Here is a 14,565-nt window from a genome sequence, read left to right on the forward strand (position 1 = left end):
GACGGGCCTGGGTGCGCAGCTGAGCGGCGCCGGACACGATGTCACCCTCGCCGCCACGGAGTCCCACGCGCCGCTGGTACGCGCGGCCGGGCTGGAGTTCCGGGCCTGCCCGGCCGTCCGGAGGGGGAGGCGCACGGCCGACACGCGCCCATGCGCACCGCCGCCGCGTTCGTCACCGAGCTGGGGCAGGGCTTCGCCGACGTCGTGACCGAGAGCGGCCCGGAGCTGCTGCTGTCCACCACCGCCCCGCTCGGCGCCGGGGACGACCGCCGCAGGCGACGACGACGTCCTGACCGTCGGGGACGTGCCCCACGCGCTGCTGTTCCCCCGGACGGCCGCGATGGTCCACCACGCCGGAGCGGGCACCGCGGCGGCAGGACTGCGCGCCGGGGCGCCCGCGGTGCCGGTGCCGGTGACGGTGACGGCGGACCAGCCGTTCGGGGCGCGACGCCTGGCGGTGCTCGGCGCCGCCACCGCACCCCTGCCGTTCCGGTCCCTCACCGCCGAACTGCTCACCGGCGCCCTCGACCGAGTCGTCCGCGACCCCGCGTACACCCGCTCCGCCCAGGCCGCCGCGAAGCGTCTGGCGACGGAGGACGGAGCGGGCGCGGTGCTCAAGGCGGTGGAGCGGCAGGCTGGTTGAGGGAGCGTCAGCTGCCGGTGCCCGTCCAGTCGGCGGCGACATGGCCGAGCCGGACCCGCTGCGGGTGGTCGCCCACCGGCACCGACACGACCTTCTGCCCGGTGGCGAAGTCGATCGCGGTGACCTGGTCGGCGCCGCTCTCGGAGATCACGCAGTCCTTGCCGTCGCCGCTGACCGTGGCCCAGTAGGGCTTGGAGGCGGTGACCAGCGGGCCCTCCTGGAGGGTGCTGCGGTTGACGATCGTCGCGTAGTCGTCCATCGTGCCGGCGACGCACAGCTTGCTGCCGTCGGGGCTCATCGACAGGCCGTGGTGGCGTGAGTCGTTGACGAACGTGGTGCGGTCGTCGCTGGTCGCCGGGTTCTTCGGCAGGGTCTTCGTCCGGGTGATCTTGTCCGTGGCGAGGTCGTACTCGAAGAAGCCGTTGAAGAACGAGACCTGGAAGTACAGCTTGGACTCGTCCGGTGAGAAGACCGCCGGGCGCACCGCGTCCGAGTAGTCCTTGAGGCCGATGGCGTCCAGCCGCTGCCGCATGTCGATGATCTTGACCTGCTGGTAGGTGTTCGCGTCGACGACGGTGATGCGCCGGTCGCCCTTCGTGAAGTCCTGCCACGGCGCGTCCATCGAGGTGTTCACGTCGCCGATCGACATGTTGTAGATGTACTTGCCGTCCTTGGTGAAGATGTTCTCGTGCGGCTTGTCGCCGGTCTTGAACGAGCCGACCTGCTTGCCGGTGACGATGTCCAGGACGTGCACGGTGTTCGAGATCGACGCGGAGACCGCGACCCGCTTGCCGTCCGGTGAGACGGCCATGTGGTCCGAGCGGTAACCGGACACGGGGAAACGCCAGTTGATGTTTCCGGTGGCCAGGTTGATGGAGACGACGTCGGCGAAACTCGGTCGCGAGGCGACCACCGAGGAGCCGTCCGGCGTGGTGTACATGTCGTCGACGAACTGGTCGTGCCCCTCGCCGACGCCGTTGCGGATGGCCTGGAAGTAGATCCACTTGATCGGGTCGGCGTTGATCTCCGCCATCCGGGCGGCCTTGTCGGGAATCACGTTGATCCGGCCGACCTTGGCGAAGTCCCCGCTGGACTTGATGACGTCCGCGGTGCCTTCCCAGTTGTTGCCGACGAAGAGCACCTCGCGCAGCGCGGCGGCGGTCGAGGCGTCGGAGGCAGCGGTGGCGGTGGCGGTGGCGGCGGTCGCGGGAGCGGTGACGGTCAGGACGAGGGCGGCGGCTACGGAGCAAAGGTGCCTGGTTCTGAAGGCAGGCATGGCTGCTCTCTCCTCTGGGGGTGGCGGAAGATACGGGGCAGGGCGAAGCACCCGGCCCGAATCTGAACACGGGCGCGTTCAAAGTTGACTTACTGGAAAGTAAGGAAGGGGTGCCCTTCGCCACAAGAGGCCGTGCACGACAAAATTGGCGGCGGGGGAGCACGCAGCGACGAGGGAGGGTCAGTGACGGGCAGGCTCAGGGCGCCGACCGGCAGATACGGCGGCAAGACCGCAGAGCAGCGGCAGGCCGAGCGGCGCGGGAGGTTTCTGGACGCGGCACTGCGGTTGTTCGGGGGCACGCCCGGCTACCGCGGCACCACGGTCGCCTCGCTCAGCGAGGCGGCCGGCCTGTCGACCCGACAGTTCTACGAGGAGTTCCGCACCCTCGAGGACGTCCTGGCGGCGCTGCACCTGCAGGTCAACACCTGGGCCGAGGAGGCGGTCATGGCCGCCTTCGTCGTCGCGCAGGACCTGCCGCTCGTCGACCGCGTCACGGCGATCTTCCGCGCCTACGCGGGCAACGTCACGGCGGACCCTTGCCGCATCCGGATCACCTTCGTCGAGATCGTCGGCGTCAGTCCCCGTCTGGAGGAGCAGCGCCTGGCCCGCCGCGCCGGCTGGGTCGACCTCATCTGCGCCGAGGCGACGGCGGCCGCCGCCCGCGGCGAGGCGGCCCCGCGCGACTACCGGCTCGCGGCGACGGGCTTCATCGGCAGCGTCAACGGCCTCCTCCACGACTGGAGCGCGGGGTGGGTGGACGCGACCCTGGACGAGGTCGTCGACGAACTGGTCCGCCAACTGCTGGGGATACTGCGCCCGCCGGGGTGGGTGCCCGAGGAGCCCTAGCTTGATCTTTAAGTCGTCTCCGCACAGTCCCGCCTGGCTCGCGACGCCCGGCGGGAAGCCTCAGGACCCGTCCTGGCCGGTGGCGCGGGGACGGTCGGGCGACAGGCGGGCCACCGCCTCCACCACCCGCCCCACGCCGTCCTCCCCGCGCACCCGGCCCCCCAACGTCCGTGCCCGCTCGCGGTACTCGGGCTCGCGGGTGGCCCGCACCAGCGCTGCGGTGAGGGCGTCGGCGGTCAGCCGGCGCAGCGGCAGCGACGCCGGGGCCACCCCGAGGGCGACCAGACGGTCGGCCCAGAAGGTCTCGTCGAACTGGATCGGCACCGGTACCGCGGGCACCCCGGCCCGTACACCGGCCGCCGTGGTGCCCGCCCCGCAGTGGTGGACCACCGCGGCCGTCTCCGGGAAGAGCAGCGCGTGCGGCACCTCGTCGACCGTCAGCATGTCGTCGCCGTCGGCCGCGAGGCCCGCCCAGCCGCGCTGGATCACCCCGCGCAGCCCCGCCCGCCGCAGCGCCCGGACGATCTCGCCGCTCAGCCGCCGTGGGTCGGGCACGGTCGCACTGCCCAGTCCGACGAAGACCGGCGGCGCCCCGGCGTCGAGGAACGTCCGCAGCGCAGGCGGGAGTCGGCTCTCCCGGTCGTACGGCCACCAGTACCCGGTGACGTCCAGTTCGGTCCGCCAGTCCCGGGGCCGGGGCACCACCAGCGGGCTGAAACCGTGCAGGACCGGCCAGCCGCGCCGCTGCCGCGCCCGCAGGGCGGCGCCGGGGCGGGGTGCGGCGGGCAGTCCCAGACGGGCCCGTACGGTCGGCAGGACGGGTGCGAAGATCTGCTCGACGGCCATCCCGACACCGTGCCCGGCGAGCCGGTTGGCGACCGCGCCCCATGAGCCGCCGCCCAGCATCGGTGGCGCGAACTCCCTTGTGGGGGCGATGGGTTGGAGGGAGAGGCCGAGGCTCGGCAGGGACAGTCCCTCGGCGATGGTGTGCCCCAGGGGCGCCACCGAGGCGGACAGCAGCAGTACGTCGCTCGTGCGGGCGGCGGTCAGGAGGTCGTCGGTCATCTGCCCGACCAGTGCCCGCGCCATCCGGGCCACGCGCAGCAACTTGCCGGGGCCGGTGGTGCTGCGGTGCAGACCACGGCCCCGCTCGGACTCCAACTCGGCCCGCGGATCGACGGGCAGCGCGTGGAAACCCACGCCCGAGCCCGCCACCAGCGGCGCGAACCGTGCGTGGGTGACCAGGGTGACCTCGTGTCCCGCCCGCACGAGGGCGTGCCCCAGCCCGGTGAAGGGGGCCACGTCGCCCCGGGATCCCGCCGTCATGATCGCCACTCGCACGACGGACAGTATGGCGGCCCTGAACCCGGTCCTGGGTGAACGACCCTACGAATGCGGCCACTTCGTCTGTGACGGCCGTCTTTCGTGACCGGTCACATCACTTCTGTCGCAGCCGTTGACTTCCCTCTCGGGCGGCTCTACTTTCGGCGCGCAATACGTTCGGATCGCCGACCCTTGTTCGATATTTCGAAGTTCGAATTCCGGAGCCGCCGCATGCTTCCCCCACCCCGCTCCAGCCTCGTCCGGCGCTGCAGATCCGCCGCCGCACGCGTGCTCGCCCTGCTGCTGACCGCGACCGCGGCCCTGCTGTTCGCCCAGCCCGGCCCCGCAGCGGCCGCGACCTCGCGGCAGATCGCCGTGCCCGCCGCCCCGATGGGCTGGGCCTCCTGGAACAGCTTCGCCGCGAAGATCGACTACAACGTCATCAAGCAGCAGGTCGACGCGTTCGTCGCCGCGGGCCTGCCCGCGGCCGGGTACAAGTACATCAACATCGACGAGGGCTGGTGGCAGGGCACCCGTGACAGCGCGGGCAACATCACCGTCGACCAGTCCGAGTGGCCCGGCGGCATGAGCGCCATCGCCGACTACATCCACAGCAAGGGTCTGAAGGCCGGCATCTACACCGACGCCGGCAAGGACGGCTGCGGCTACTACTTCCCGACCGGCCGCCCCGCCGCCCCGGGCAGCGGCAGCGAGGGCCACTACGAGCAGGACATGACCCAGTTCTCCACCTGGGGCTTCGACTTCGTGAAGGTCGACTGGTGCGGCGGTGACGCCGAGGGCCTCGACGCGGCGACGACGTACCAGTCGATCAGCGACGCGATCGCCAAGGCCACGGCCGCCACCGGCCGTCCGATGACCCTGTCGCTGTGCAACTGGGGCCGGCAGAACCCCTGGAACTGGGCCCCCGGGCAGGGCGCGATGTGGCGGACCAACGACGACATCATCCTGTTCGGCAACAAGCCGTCCATGACCAACCTGCTGACCAACTTCGACCGCAATGTGCACCCCACCGCCCAGCACACCGGCTACTACAACGACCCGGACATGCTGATGGTCGGCATGAACGGCTTCACCGCCGCCCAGAACCGCACCCACATGAACCTGTGGGCCGTCTCCGGCGCCCCGCTCCTCGCCGGCAACGACCTGAGCACGATGACGACCGAGACGGCGAACATCCTCAAGAACCCCGAGGTCGTCGCCGTCGACCAGGACCCGCGCGGCCTCCAGGGCGTCAAGGTCGCCGAGGACAGCAGAGGCCTCCAGGTGTACGGCAAGGTCCTCGCCGGCACCGGCAAGCGGGCCGTGGTCCTGCTCAACCGCACCTCCGCCGCCGCCGACATCACCGTCCGCTGGTCCGACCTGGGGCTGACCAACGCCTCCGCGACCGTCCGTGACCTGTGGGCGCGCGCCGACCTCGGCTCGTCCGGCACGAGCTACACCGCGAACGTCCCGGCGGGCGGCTCCGTCATGCTCACCGTCAGCGGCGGCACCGAGGCGTCGGGCAGCACGTACACCGGCACGTCGAGCTTCTCCGGCGTGGTCGCCGGGAGCACAGGCCTGAAGGTCGTCGACGTCGCCTACACCAACACCGCCGCCACCGCCCGCAGCGCGACCCTCAAGGTCAACGGTCAGACGGCGACGACCGTCTCCTTCCCGCCCACGGGCTCCGCGCAGGGCACGATCAGCCTCCAGGTCTCCCTGTCGAAGGGGTCGGCCAACACCCTCACGTTCACGAACGCGCCGACCCTCGCCGACATCACGGTCAATCCGCTGCCCGGCATGAACGGCACCCTGGTCGTCGGCAAGCAGTCCGGACGCTGCCTGGACATGTACAACACCACCATCACCAACGGCACCCAGGCCGAGATCTGGGACTGCAACGGCGGCTCCAACCAGGCCTGGACGTACACCTCCCGCAAGGAACTCGTGGTGTACGGCAACAAGTGCCTGGACGCCTACAACCAGGGCACCGCCAACGGCACCAAGGTCGTGATCTGGGACTGCAACGGCCAGAACAACCAGAAGTGGAACGTCAACAGCGACGGCACGATCACCAACGTCAACGCAGGCCTGTGCCTCGACGCCAATGGGGCGGGCACAGCCAACCGCACCCCGATCGTCCTGTGGACCTGCGGCACCGCCGACAACCAGAAGTGGACCCTGACCTGACGCTGTGAGCCGCAGGGCAGATGCCCCTGCGGCTCACCGCTGTCGACGGCGCCGCGTGCGCACGGCACGCGGCGTCAGCGGACGCGGGCGGGACCGCGCCGCTCTCAGCGCGGTCCGCAGCAGGGCGACGGACGCCCGTCCCCCTGCTGTGAGCGCCGGCGCCCACAGCGCAGAGCGGGCCGGACGCGACCGGCCCGACCCTGCCCGGACCGAGAACGTCCAGGTCATCCGGGAGGTGACCCGGACCCCGGTGGTCCTGGTTCCTACTCGTCCCATGCCTGGATCAGCGTCTGCTCGACGATCTTGCCGTCCCGCAGGGTGATCATCGACTCGGCGAGTACGCGCACGCCGTCCGCATACTGGCAGGACTCGCTGTAGGCGGCGCGATCGCCCTGGACGATGCACTCCTCCAGCTTGTGGGTCATGTCCCTGCCGTAGACGTCCTCGAGCATCAGGGCGATCTCGTCCCGGCCGTGCAGAACCTTGGGCCTGCTGGGCTGGGTGTTGTGGTCGACGACGCGCAGTTCCGCGTCGTCGGCGTAGAGCGACAGCAGCGCCGCCGCCGACTGTCCTTCCACGCCCCTGCGCAGGGTCTCGGTGTCGAATGCGGAGCCTGCCGTGGTGCCCATGGTGACCTCCTCAAAGGGCCGCGGCCGAGGGGAGGACGGAACGCCGGGCCCTCACTTCGAGACTCCTCCGGCCCGCCGCGCTCGGCAAGCGCAGCCGGTCCGCTCCACCTGTCGGGTGAGCGCGGCCGCCCACCCGTGTCCGCGGGCCCGCCCACGGCGTTGCTGAGGGCATGATCTCCACTCGACGCATCGCCGCCACGCTGGACTCGCTCGCCGCGAACCAGATTCCGGTGGAGCACCGCGCCGACCTTCCGCCGGTCTCCCGCCAGTTGGGCGAGCTCAACAAGGTGAGCGGGCTCGACCAGTTGAACGAGCTGCACCAGGTCACCGACCTCGTCGCCCCCGTCACCGGGCTGCTGCCCGGGATCCAGGGCTGAGTGTCGTACCTCTTCCCCGCTGGGGGCCGTCCGGACGTCCGGACGGCCCCCACCCGCGTTTCGGCCTCCGGGTCATTCCACCGTCGCGAGGAACTGGGTCGCCGCCAGCTCCGCGTAGAGCGGGTCGCCCGCCACCAGCTCACGGTGCGTACCCACCGCGCGCACCCGGCCCGCGTCCATGACGACGATCCGGTCGGCCATCGTGACCGTCGACAACCAGTGCGCGACGACGAGGACGGTGGTCGTCCGGGCGACATCCGCGACGGTGTCCCGCAGCGCCGCCTCGTTCACCGCGTCCAGCTGGGACGTCGCCTCGTCGAGCAGGAGCAGCCGTGGACGGCGCAGCAGCGCGCGGGCGATGGCCACGCGCTGCCGCTCGCCGCCGGACAGCTTCGTCCCACGGTGTCCGACCAGCGTGTCCAGCCCCTGCGGCAGCCGCGCGACCAGCCCGTCGAGACGGGTCGTCTTCAGCACACGGCGCACCGTGTCGTCGTCGGCCTCCGCGTTACCCAGCAGCAGGTTGTCGCGCAGCGAGCCCGACAGCACGGGGGCGTCCTGCTCCACATAGCCGATGGAGGAGCGCAGCCGGGACAGCTCCCAGTCGCCGAGGCCACGGCCGTCGAGGGTGATCGTGCCGGACTCGGGGTCGTAGAACCGCTCGATCAGCGAGAACACCGTGGTCTTGCCGGCGCCCGAGGGTCCGACGAACGCGGTCATGCCGCGGGCCGGCACGGCGAACGTCACCCCGTGGTGGACGTACGGCAGGTCGTCGGCGTACCGGAAGCGGACGTCGGCGAAGGCGAGCGAGGCCGGTTCGGCGGTGGGGGAGGGGAGCGGTGCGGGGCGGGCCGCCGGTTCGGCGGGCAGGTGCAGGGCCTCCTGGATGCGGCTCAGGGCGGCGGAACCCGTCTGGTACTGGGTGATCGCCCCGACGACCTGCTGGATCGGCGACATCAGATAGAAGACGTACAGCAGGAACGCCACCAGCGTGCCGACCTCGATGGTGCCCGTCGCCACCCGTGCCCCGCCCACCGCCAGGACGGTGATGAAGGCGGTCTGCATCGCCAGGCCGGCCGTGTTGCCCGCCGCCGCCGACCACTTGGCGGCGCGCACGCTCTGCCGCCAGGACTCCTCGGCCGCCGAGTGCAGCGTCGCCTCCTCGCGCAGCTCGGCGCCCGACGCCTTCACCGTGCGCAGCGCGCCCAGCACCCGCTCCAGCGAGGCCCCCATCACCCCGACCGCGTCCTGCGCGCGCCGGCTCGCCCGGTTGATGCGCGGCACGATCACCCCGAGGACGGTCCCCGCCCCCAGGATCACGGCCAGCGTGACTCCCAGCAGCACCGGATCCACCAGGCCCATCATGACGACGGTGGCGACCAGTGTCAGACCGCCGGTGCCGAGGCCCACCAGCGAGTCGGTGGTGACCTCGCGCAGCAGTGTCGTGTCGGAGGTGATGCGGGCCATCAGATCGCCGGGCTCGCTGCGGTCCACGGCCGGGATCCGCAGCCGCAGCAGATACGAGGACAGCGCCCGCCGGGCGCCGAGCACCACCGACTCCGCCGTGCGCCGCAGCACATACGAACCCAGCGCGCCCAGCGCCGAGTTGGCGACCACCAGCGCGGTCAGTGCCAGCAACGCCCCGGTTATCGCACGGTCATGGCCCAGGTCGTCGATCAACCCCCGTGCCACCAGCGGCAGGAGCAGCCCGGTGGCGCCGGTGACGAGCGAGAGCGCCGCACCCGCCAGCAGGGCCCAGCGGTGTGGCCGCACATAGTCGAGCAACAGCCGCCACGGCGGCCGGCCCCCGGCGGTCTCTGCGATGGTCACAAGGCTCCTCGGAGGTCGCAATCGAAGCCCTCAGGCTACGTCGGCGCGGGCAAGGTGTGGCCGCGGGCACATGTTCAGGGCACACGTCGGCCCTGCCGCCCGTGCGCTTACCGATCAGTCACACGTAGGGTCGGCACCGGGACGGATGACCGCCGAAGAAAGGGGCAGCAGCATGCCGCAGGAAGTACGCGGAGTGATCGCGCCGGGCAAGAACGAGCCGGTGCGGGTGGAGACGATCGTGATCCCCGACCCCGGCCCCGGTGAGGCCGTGGTGAAAATCCAGGCCTGCGGGGTCTGCCACACCGACCTGCACTACAAGCAGGGCGGCATCAACGACGAGTTCCCCTTCCTGCTCGGCCACGAGGCGGCCGGTGTCGTGGAGTCGGTCGGTGACGGCGTCACCGACGTCGCGCCCGGCGATTTCGTGATCCTGAACTGGCGTGCGGTGTGCGGACAGTGCCGGGCGTGTCTGCGGGGCCGGCCCTGGTACTGCTTCGACACCCACAACGCCAAGCAGAGGATGACGCTGGCCTCGACCGGTCAGGAGCTGTCTCCGGCGCTGGGCATCGGGGCGTTCGCGGAGAAGACGCTGGTGGCGGCCGGGCAGTGCACAAAGGTCGACGCGTCGGTGTCGGCGGCGGTGGCCGGACTGCTGGGCTGCGGCGTGATGGCGGGCATCGGCGCGGCGATCAACACCGGCAACGTCGGCCGCGGCGACACCGTCGCGGTCATCGGCTGCGGTGGCGTGGGTGACGCGGCGATCGCCGGGGCGAACCTGGCCGGCGCGGCGAAGATCATCGCGGTGGACATCGACGACCGGAAGCTGGAGACGGCGCGGAAGATGGGCGCCACCCACACGGTCAACTCCAAGGAGTCCGACCCGGTCGAGGCGATCCGCGAGCTGACCGGGGGCTTCGGCGCCGATGTCGTCATCGAGGCGGTCGGCCGCCCGGAGACCTACAAGCAGGCCTTCTACGCCCGCGACCTCGCCGGCACGGTCGTCCTGGTCGGGGTGCCGACCCCGGAGATGAAGCTGGAACTGCCGCTCCTGGACGTGTTCGGGCGGGGCGGTGCGCTGAAGTCGTCCTGGTACGGCGACTGTCTGCCCTCCCGGGACTTCCCGATGCTGATCGACCTGCACCTGCAGGGCCGCCTGGACCTGGGGGCGTTCGTGACCGAGACGATTCAGCTCGACGAGGTGGAGAAGGCGTTCGAGCGGATGCACCACGGAGACGTGCTGCGTTCGGTGGTGGTGCTGTGATGACCGCGCGCATCGAACACCTCGTCACCTCCGGCCAATTCACCCTCGACGGCGGAACCTGGGACGTCGACAACAACGTGTGGCTCGTCGGCGACGACCACGAGGTCGTCGTCATCGACGCCGCCCACGACGCCGACGCGATCCTGGCCGCCGTGGGCGACCGCAGGCTGACGGCCATCGTCTGCACCCACGCCCACAACGACCATGTCTCCGCCGCGCCCGCCCTCGCCGACGCGACCGGCGCCACGATCTGGCTGCACCCCGACGACCTGCCGCTGTGGAAGCTCACCCACCCGCACCGCGAGCCCGATGCCCACCTGGCCGACGGTCAGGTCATCGAGGCCGCCGGCGCCGACCTGACCGTCCTGCACACCCCCGGGCACGCGCCCGGCGCGGTCTGCCTGTACGAGCCCGGGCTCGGCGTGCTGTTCACCGGCGACACCCTCTTCCAGGGCGGCCCCGGCGCCACCGGCCGCTCCTACTCCCACTTCCCGACCATCATCACGTCCATCAAGGACCGGCTGCTCGCCCTCCGACCGGAGACGAAGGTGCTGACCGGCCACGGCGACGCGACGACCATCGGCGCGGAGGCGCCCCACCTTCAGGAGTGGATCGCCCGCGGCCACTGACCCGGCCCCGATGCCCGGCGGGAAACACAGCGGCGCCGGAGCGCCGGCCCGCCCTACGATCACGGGCATGACCACTGCACTCGTGACCCTCCATGACACCCGTGTCCTGCGGTGCGCCCCCGACGGCCCACCGCTCGACGGGGAGAGCGCCGCCCTCGACCTGATCGGCGACGCGTTCGGCCAGGACGCCACACTCGTCGCCGTGCCCGCCGAACGGGTCGGGGACGCGTTCTTCCAGCTGCGGTCGGGGGTCGCGGGCTCTGTCGTGCAGAAGTTCGCGAACTACCGGCTGAGGCTGGCCGTCGTCGGGGACATCTCCCCGCACCTCGCCGAGAGTTCCGCGCTGCGGGACTTCGTGTACGAGGCGAACCAGGGCGGCCAGCTGTGGTTCGTGGCGGACGACGGCGCGTTGGAGGACCGGCTGCGTCCGGCCGGGTGAGCACCGCCGAAAGGCGACAGAAGATGTCCGGCTTTCCCGGGACCCTCGTAGCGACACCATTCGTTCGAGGCAGGGAGGCCGGACATGTCTGGGCCGCTGGAAGGCAAGGTCGCACTGGTCGCGGGGGCGACCCGGGGCGCGGGGCGCGGGATCGCCGTGGAGCTGGGGGCGGCCGGCGCCACCGTCTATGTGACGGGACGCACCACCCGTGACCGGCGCTCCGAGTACGACCGCCCCGAGACCGTCGAGGACACCGCCGACCTGGTCACCGAGGCGGGCGGGCACGGCATCGCCGTCCCCACCGACCACCTCGACCCCGCACAGGTGCGCGCCCTCGTCGACCGCGTCGCGGACGAACAGGGCCGCCTCGACGTCCTGGTCAACGACATCTGGGGCGGCGAGAACCTCTTCGAGTGGGACACCCCCCTCTGGGAGCACGACCTCGACAAGGGGCTGCGGCTGCTCCGGCTCGCCGTCGAGACCCACGCGATCACCAGTCATCACGCCCTGCCGCTGCTGCTGCGCCGCCCGGGCGGCCTGGTCGTCGAGATGACCGACGGCACCGCCGAGTACAACCGCGACACCTACCGCGTGAACTTCTTCTACGACCTCGCCAAGGCGTCCGTGCTGCGCATGGCCTTCGCCCTCGGCCATGAACTCGGTGCGCGCGGCGCCACCGCGGTCGCGCTCACCCCCGGCTGGCTGCGCTCGGAGCTGATGCTCGACCAGTTCGGTGTGCGCGAGGACAACTGGCGCGACGCCCTGGACCGCGTCCCCCACTTCGCCATCTCGGAGACACCCCGTTACGTCGGCCGCGCCGTCGCCGCCCTGGCCGCCGACCCCGACGTCGCCCGCCACAACGGAGGGTCCCTCTCCAGCGGCGGTCTCGCCCAGGAGTACGGCTTCACCGACCTCGACGGCAGCAGGCCGGACGCGTGGCGTTACCTCGTCGAGGTGCAGGACGAGGGGAAGCCGGCGGACACGACGGGCTACCGCTGAGCGTCGGCTTCTCAGCCGCCCGTCGGGCGGTCGGGCGGACAGGAAGTTCACTGTTTCGTCACAGGCTGTGCGGGACTACAACCGATACCCCCGGACACATGTCTACGTTGACGAGATCGCCGCAATCGCGCCAGGGAGAGGGCAACCATGGGGGACATACGCAGACGAGGGGCCGTCGTGCTCGGCGTCACCGGCCTTGTCGCACCGCTGACACTCGCGTTGGGCGCCGCGCCGGCGCAGGCCGCGAGCTGTTCGACGCAGGCCGGGCCGTACCAGAAGCAGGTCGAGAAGTTCCTCGGCCGGCCCGTCGACGGCAGGCAGTCGACCGCCGACTGCAAGGCCATCCAGGCCTTCCAGAGCAAGCACGGCATCACCCCGAACATCGGCTACGCCGGGCCCGTCACCTGGGGTGTGATGGACCTCATGAACAAGCAGAAGGCGGTGGGCAACAACCCCAACAAGTCCGGCGCCTGCCCCACCAACAAGGGCCGCATCGCCTGCGTCAATCTCACCCTCCAGCTCAGCTGGATCCAGGACGGCAGCAGGCTCGTCTACGGCCCCGTCCCGGTGCGCACCGGCCGGGACGGGTACGAGACCCGCACCGGTCTGAAGAAGATCTACTGGCGTGACATCGACCACGTCTCGACGATCTACAACGTGCCCATGCCCTACAGCCAGTTCTTCGACGGCGGCCAGGCCTTCCACTCCGTCGGTCTCAGCATGTGGAACCCGCCGGGTTCGCACGGCTGCGTCAACATGACCAGCACGACCGCCAAGAAGTACTGGTCCCTGCTGAAGAACGGCGACGACGTCTTCGTCTACGGCCGCAAGCCGGGCACCTGAGGCCACCGAAGCAGTGCAGGCGCCCGGCGTTGCCGGGCGTCACGCCTCGGGCGCGTCCCCGAAGTCCGGGATCTCCAGCCTCGCCCCGCCCTGCCGCGCGGACTCGTGCGCGACGATGCCCGGCAGGGTGTAGCGGGCGGCGACCCAGGCGTTCACGGACGGCAGCCTGCGCGCGTTGACCGCCGTCACGAAGTCGTCCACCAGGAAGTGGTGGCTGCCCTCGTGCCCGTTGTGGAGCTCGTCGAACTCCCGAGGCAGGCGCGCGCGGTCGTGCACCGGCGCCGAACCCGAGGTGAACGCGGCCCGCAGATCGGGCGCGATGTGCTGGAGCGACGGGTCGTCCGGGGACAGCGTGGGCTTCGGCTCCAGCAGCTCACTGATGTCCTTCACGCCCTTCTTGTCCTGCCACAGCGCCACCGTCGCGAGCTGCTCCATGCTCGCCTCCGTACCGAAGAAGCGGAATCGGGACTCTCGGATGTGCGAGGGATAGCCGACGCGCCGGAACTCGTTCGTACGGAACGAGCCGCCGCCGGCCACCTCGAACAGCGCGGTGGCGTTGGAGAAGTCGTTGCCGAACCGGCTCACCTCCTTGTCGAAGACGCCGTCGCCCCGCTCGTCGACCACCCCGATCGCGGACACGCTCACCGCGTGCGTCTGCCAGGCGCCCAGCACCCCGCCCACCGAGTGCGTCGGATACAGCAGCGGGGGATAGCTGGCGGTCGCCTTCCAGTCCGCCCCGCCGCTGTACTGATATGCCTCGTAGAACCCCAGGTCCATGTCGTGGACGTAGTCGCCCTCGGCGTAGAAGAGCCGCCCGAAGGCACCCTCGGCGATCTGGTTGCGGGCGTGCACGGTCGCCGGGTTGTACTGGCTCGTCTCGCCCATCATGTACGTCAGTCCGGTCGCCTTGACGGCGTCGATGATCGCCGCGATCTCGGCCGTGGTGATCGCCATGGGGACGGCGGAGTAGACGTGCTTGCCCGCGTTCAGGCCCTCCAGGACCAGCGGGCCATGCGTCCAGCGCTGGGTGAACACGGCGACCGCGTCGACCGCCGACGACTCGAGCATCGCCTCGTACGAGGGGAACGTGCCCGTCAGGCCCACGTCCGCGGCGAGCCGCTCGGCCCTCTCGGGCAGCAGATCGGTGACATGGACGTCGCTGACGCCGGGGTGGGCCAGGAACAGCTTGGCGAACTGGCCCGAGAACTGCCCGGCGCCGACGATGCCGAGGGAGAACGTCATGGGTGGCGTGCCCTTCCGAAGTCGGTTCAGAGGTCGATGAC

The 14,565-nt window shown here is 71.0% G+C and carries 13 protein-coding genes and 1 pseudogene; 9 read left to right on the top strand and 5 right to left on the bottom strand.

Annotated features, from left to right (window positions below; translation table 11 throughout):
* Positions 1-7: 7 nt before the first annotated feature.
* Positions 8-643 (top strand): annotated as a pseudogene (locus tag ACZ5SK_RS26665) (glycosyltransferase).
* 7 nt (positions 644-650) lie between these two features.
* Here the strand turns inward: ACZ5SK_RS26665 and ACZ5SK_RS26670 are convergent.
* Positions 651-1,919, bottom strand: coding sequence for a YncE family protein (locus tag ACZ5SK_RS26670; RefSeq protein WP_334574702.1), 1,269 nt, complete (start codon positions 1,917-1,919; stop codon positions 651-653).
* Positions 1,920-2,102: 183 nt separating this feature from the next.
* Between ACZ5SK_RS26670 and ACZ5SK_RS26675 the strand changes: the two genes are divergently transcribed.
* Positions 2,103-2,765, top strand: coding sequence for a TetR/AcrR family transcriptional regulator (locus ACZ5SK_RS26675; protein ID WP_334574701.1), 663 nt, complete (start codon positions 2,103-2,105; stop codon positions 2,763-2,765).
* Between the two features lie 60 nt (positions 2,766-2,825).
* Here the strand turns inward: ACZ5SK_RS26675 and ACZ5SK_RS26680 are convergent, their stop codons facing one another.
* On the bottom strand, positions 2,826-4,091 hold the full coding sequence (locus ACZ5SK_RS26680; RefSeq protein ID WP_334581060.1) for a glycosyltransferase: 1,266 nt from the start codon (positions 4,089-4,091) through the stop codon (positions 2,826-2,828).
* A gap of 228 nt (positions 4,092-4,319) precedes the next feature.
* Between ACZ5SK_RS26680 and ACZ5SK_RS26685 the strand changes: the two genes are divergently transcribed.
* Positions 4,320-6,278 (top strand): ricin-type beta-trefoil lectin domain protein, encoded by a 1,959-nt coding sequence (locus ACZ5SK_RS26685; protein ID WP_361702816.1) that lies wholly within the window; start codon positions 4,320-4,322, stop codon positions 6,276-6,278.
* A 263-nt stretch (positions 6,279-6,541) separates the two neighbouring features.
* On the opposite strand, the gene ACZ5SK_RS26690 is transcribed toward ACZ5SK_RS26685, so the two are convergent.
* Entirely contained in the window at positions 6,542-6,907 is a 366-nt protein-coding gene (locus tag ACZ5SK_RS26690; protein WP_319339019.1) for a nuclear transport factor 2 family protein, read from the bottom strand.
* 170 nt (positions 6,908-7,077) lie between these two features.
* Between ACZ5SK_RS26690 and ACZ5SK_RS26695 the strand changes: the two genes are divergently transcribed.
* On the top strand, positions 7,078-7,284 hold the full coding sequence (locus tag ACZ5SK_RS26695; protein WP_334574697.1) for a hypothetical protein: 207 nt from the start codon (positions 7,078-7,080) through the stop codon (positions 7,282-7,284).
* A 72-nt stretch (positions 7,285-7,356) separates the two neighbouring features.
* On the opposite strand, the gene ACZ5SK_RS26700 is transcribed toward ACZ5SK_RS26695, so the two are convergent.
* Positions 7,357-9,111: an ABC transporter ATP-binding protein gene (locus tag ACZ5SK_RS26700; RefSeq protein WP_468576651.1), complete on the bottom strand. Its 1,755-nt coding sequence runs from the start codon at positions 9,109-9,111 to the stop codon at positions 7,357-7,359.
* 172 nt (positions 9,112-9,283) lie between these two features.
* Here ACZ5SK_RS26700 and ACZ5SK_RS26705 point away from each other — a divergent pair, with 172 nt between their 5' ends.
* The 5 genes from ACZ5SK_RS26705 to ACZ5SK_RS26725 all read left to right on the top strand — a co-directional run bounded on the left by ACZ5SK_RS26705 (position 9,284) and on the right by ACZ5SK_RS26725 (position 13,282).
* On the top strand, positions 9,284-10,372 hold the full coding sequence (locus ACZ5SK_RS26705; RefSeq protein ID WP_334574693.1) for an S-(hydroxymethyl)mycothiol dehydrogenase: 1,089 nt from the start codon (positions 9,284-9,286) through the stop codon (positions 10,370-10,372).
* On the top strand, positions 10,372-11,001 hold the full coding sequence (locus tag ACZ5SK_RS26710; protein WP_468576652.1) for an MBL fold metallo-hydrolase: 630 nt from the start codon (positions 10,372-10,374) through the stop codon (positions 10,999-11,001). The genes ACZ5SK_RS26705 and ACZ5SK_RS26710 overlap by 1 nt, the downstream gene beginning before the upstream one ends.
* 67 nt (positions 11,002-11,068) lie before the next feature.
* Positions 11,069-11,440: a DUF4180 domain-containing protein gene (locus ACZ5SK_RS26715; RefSeq protein WP_334574689.1), complete on the top strand. Its 372-nt coding sequence runs from the start codon at positions 11,069-11,071 to the stop codon at positions 11,438-11,440.
* Positions 11,441-11,524: 84 nt separating this feature from the next.
* The gene (locus tag ACZ5SK_RS26720) at positions 11,525-12,439 is read left to right on the top strand and encodes an SDR family oxidoreductase (protein ID WP_334574687.1); all 915 of its coding nucleotides are present in this window, start codon (positions 11,525-11,527) and stop codon (positions 12,437-12,439) included.
* Between the two features lie 147 nt (positions 12,440-12,586).
* Entirely contained in the window at positions 12,587-13,282 is a 696-nt protein-coding gene (locus ACZ5SK_RS26725; protein ID WP_468576653.1) for a L,D-transpeptidase family protein, read from the top strand.
* A 39-nt stretch (positions 13,283-13,321) separates the two neighbouring features.
* Here ACZ5SK_RS26725 and ACZ5SK_RS26730 read toward each other — a convergent pair whose 3' ends face one another.
* Positions 13,322-14,524 (bottom strand): Gfo/Idh/MocA family protein, encoded by a 1,203-nt coding sequence (locus ACZ5SK_RS26730; protein ID WP_334574683.1) that lies wholly within the window; start codon positions 14,522-14,524, stop codon positions 13,322-13,324.
* Positions 14,525-14,565: the final 41 nt, after the last annotated feature.

This window comes from Streptomyces sp. NPDC031474 (assembly GCF_055581185.1).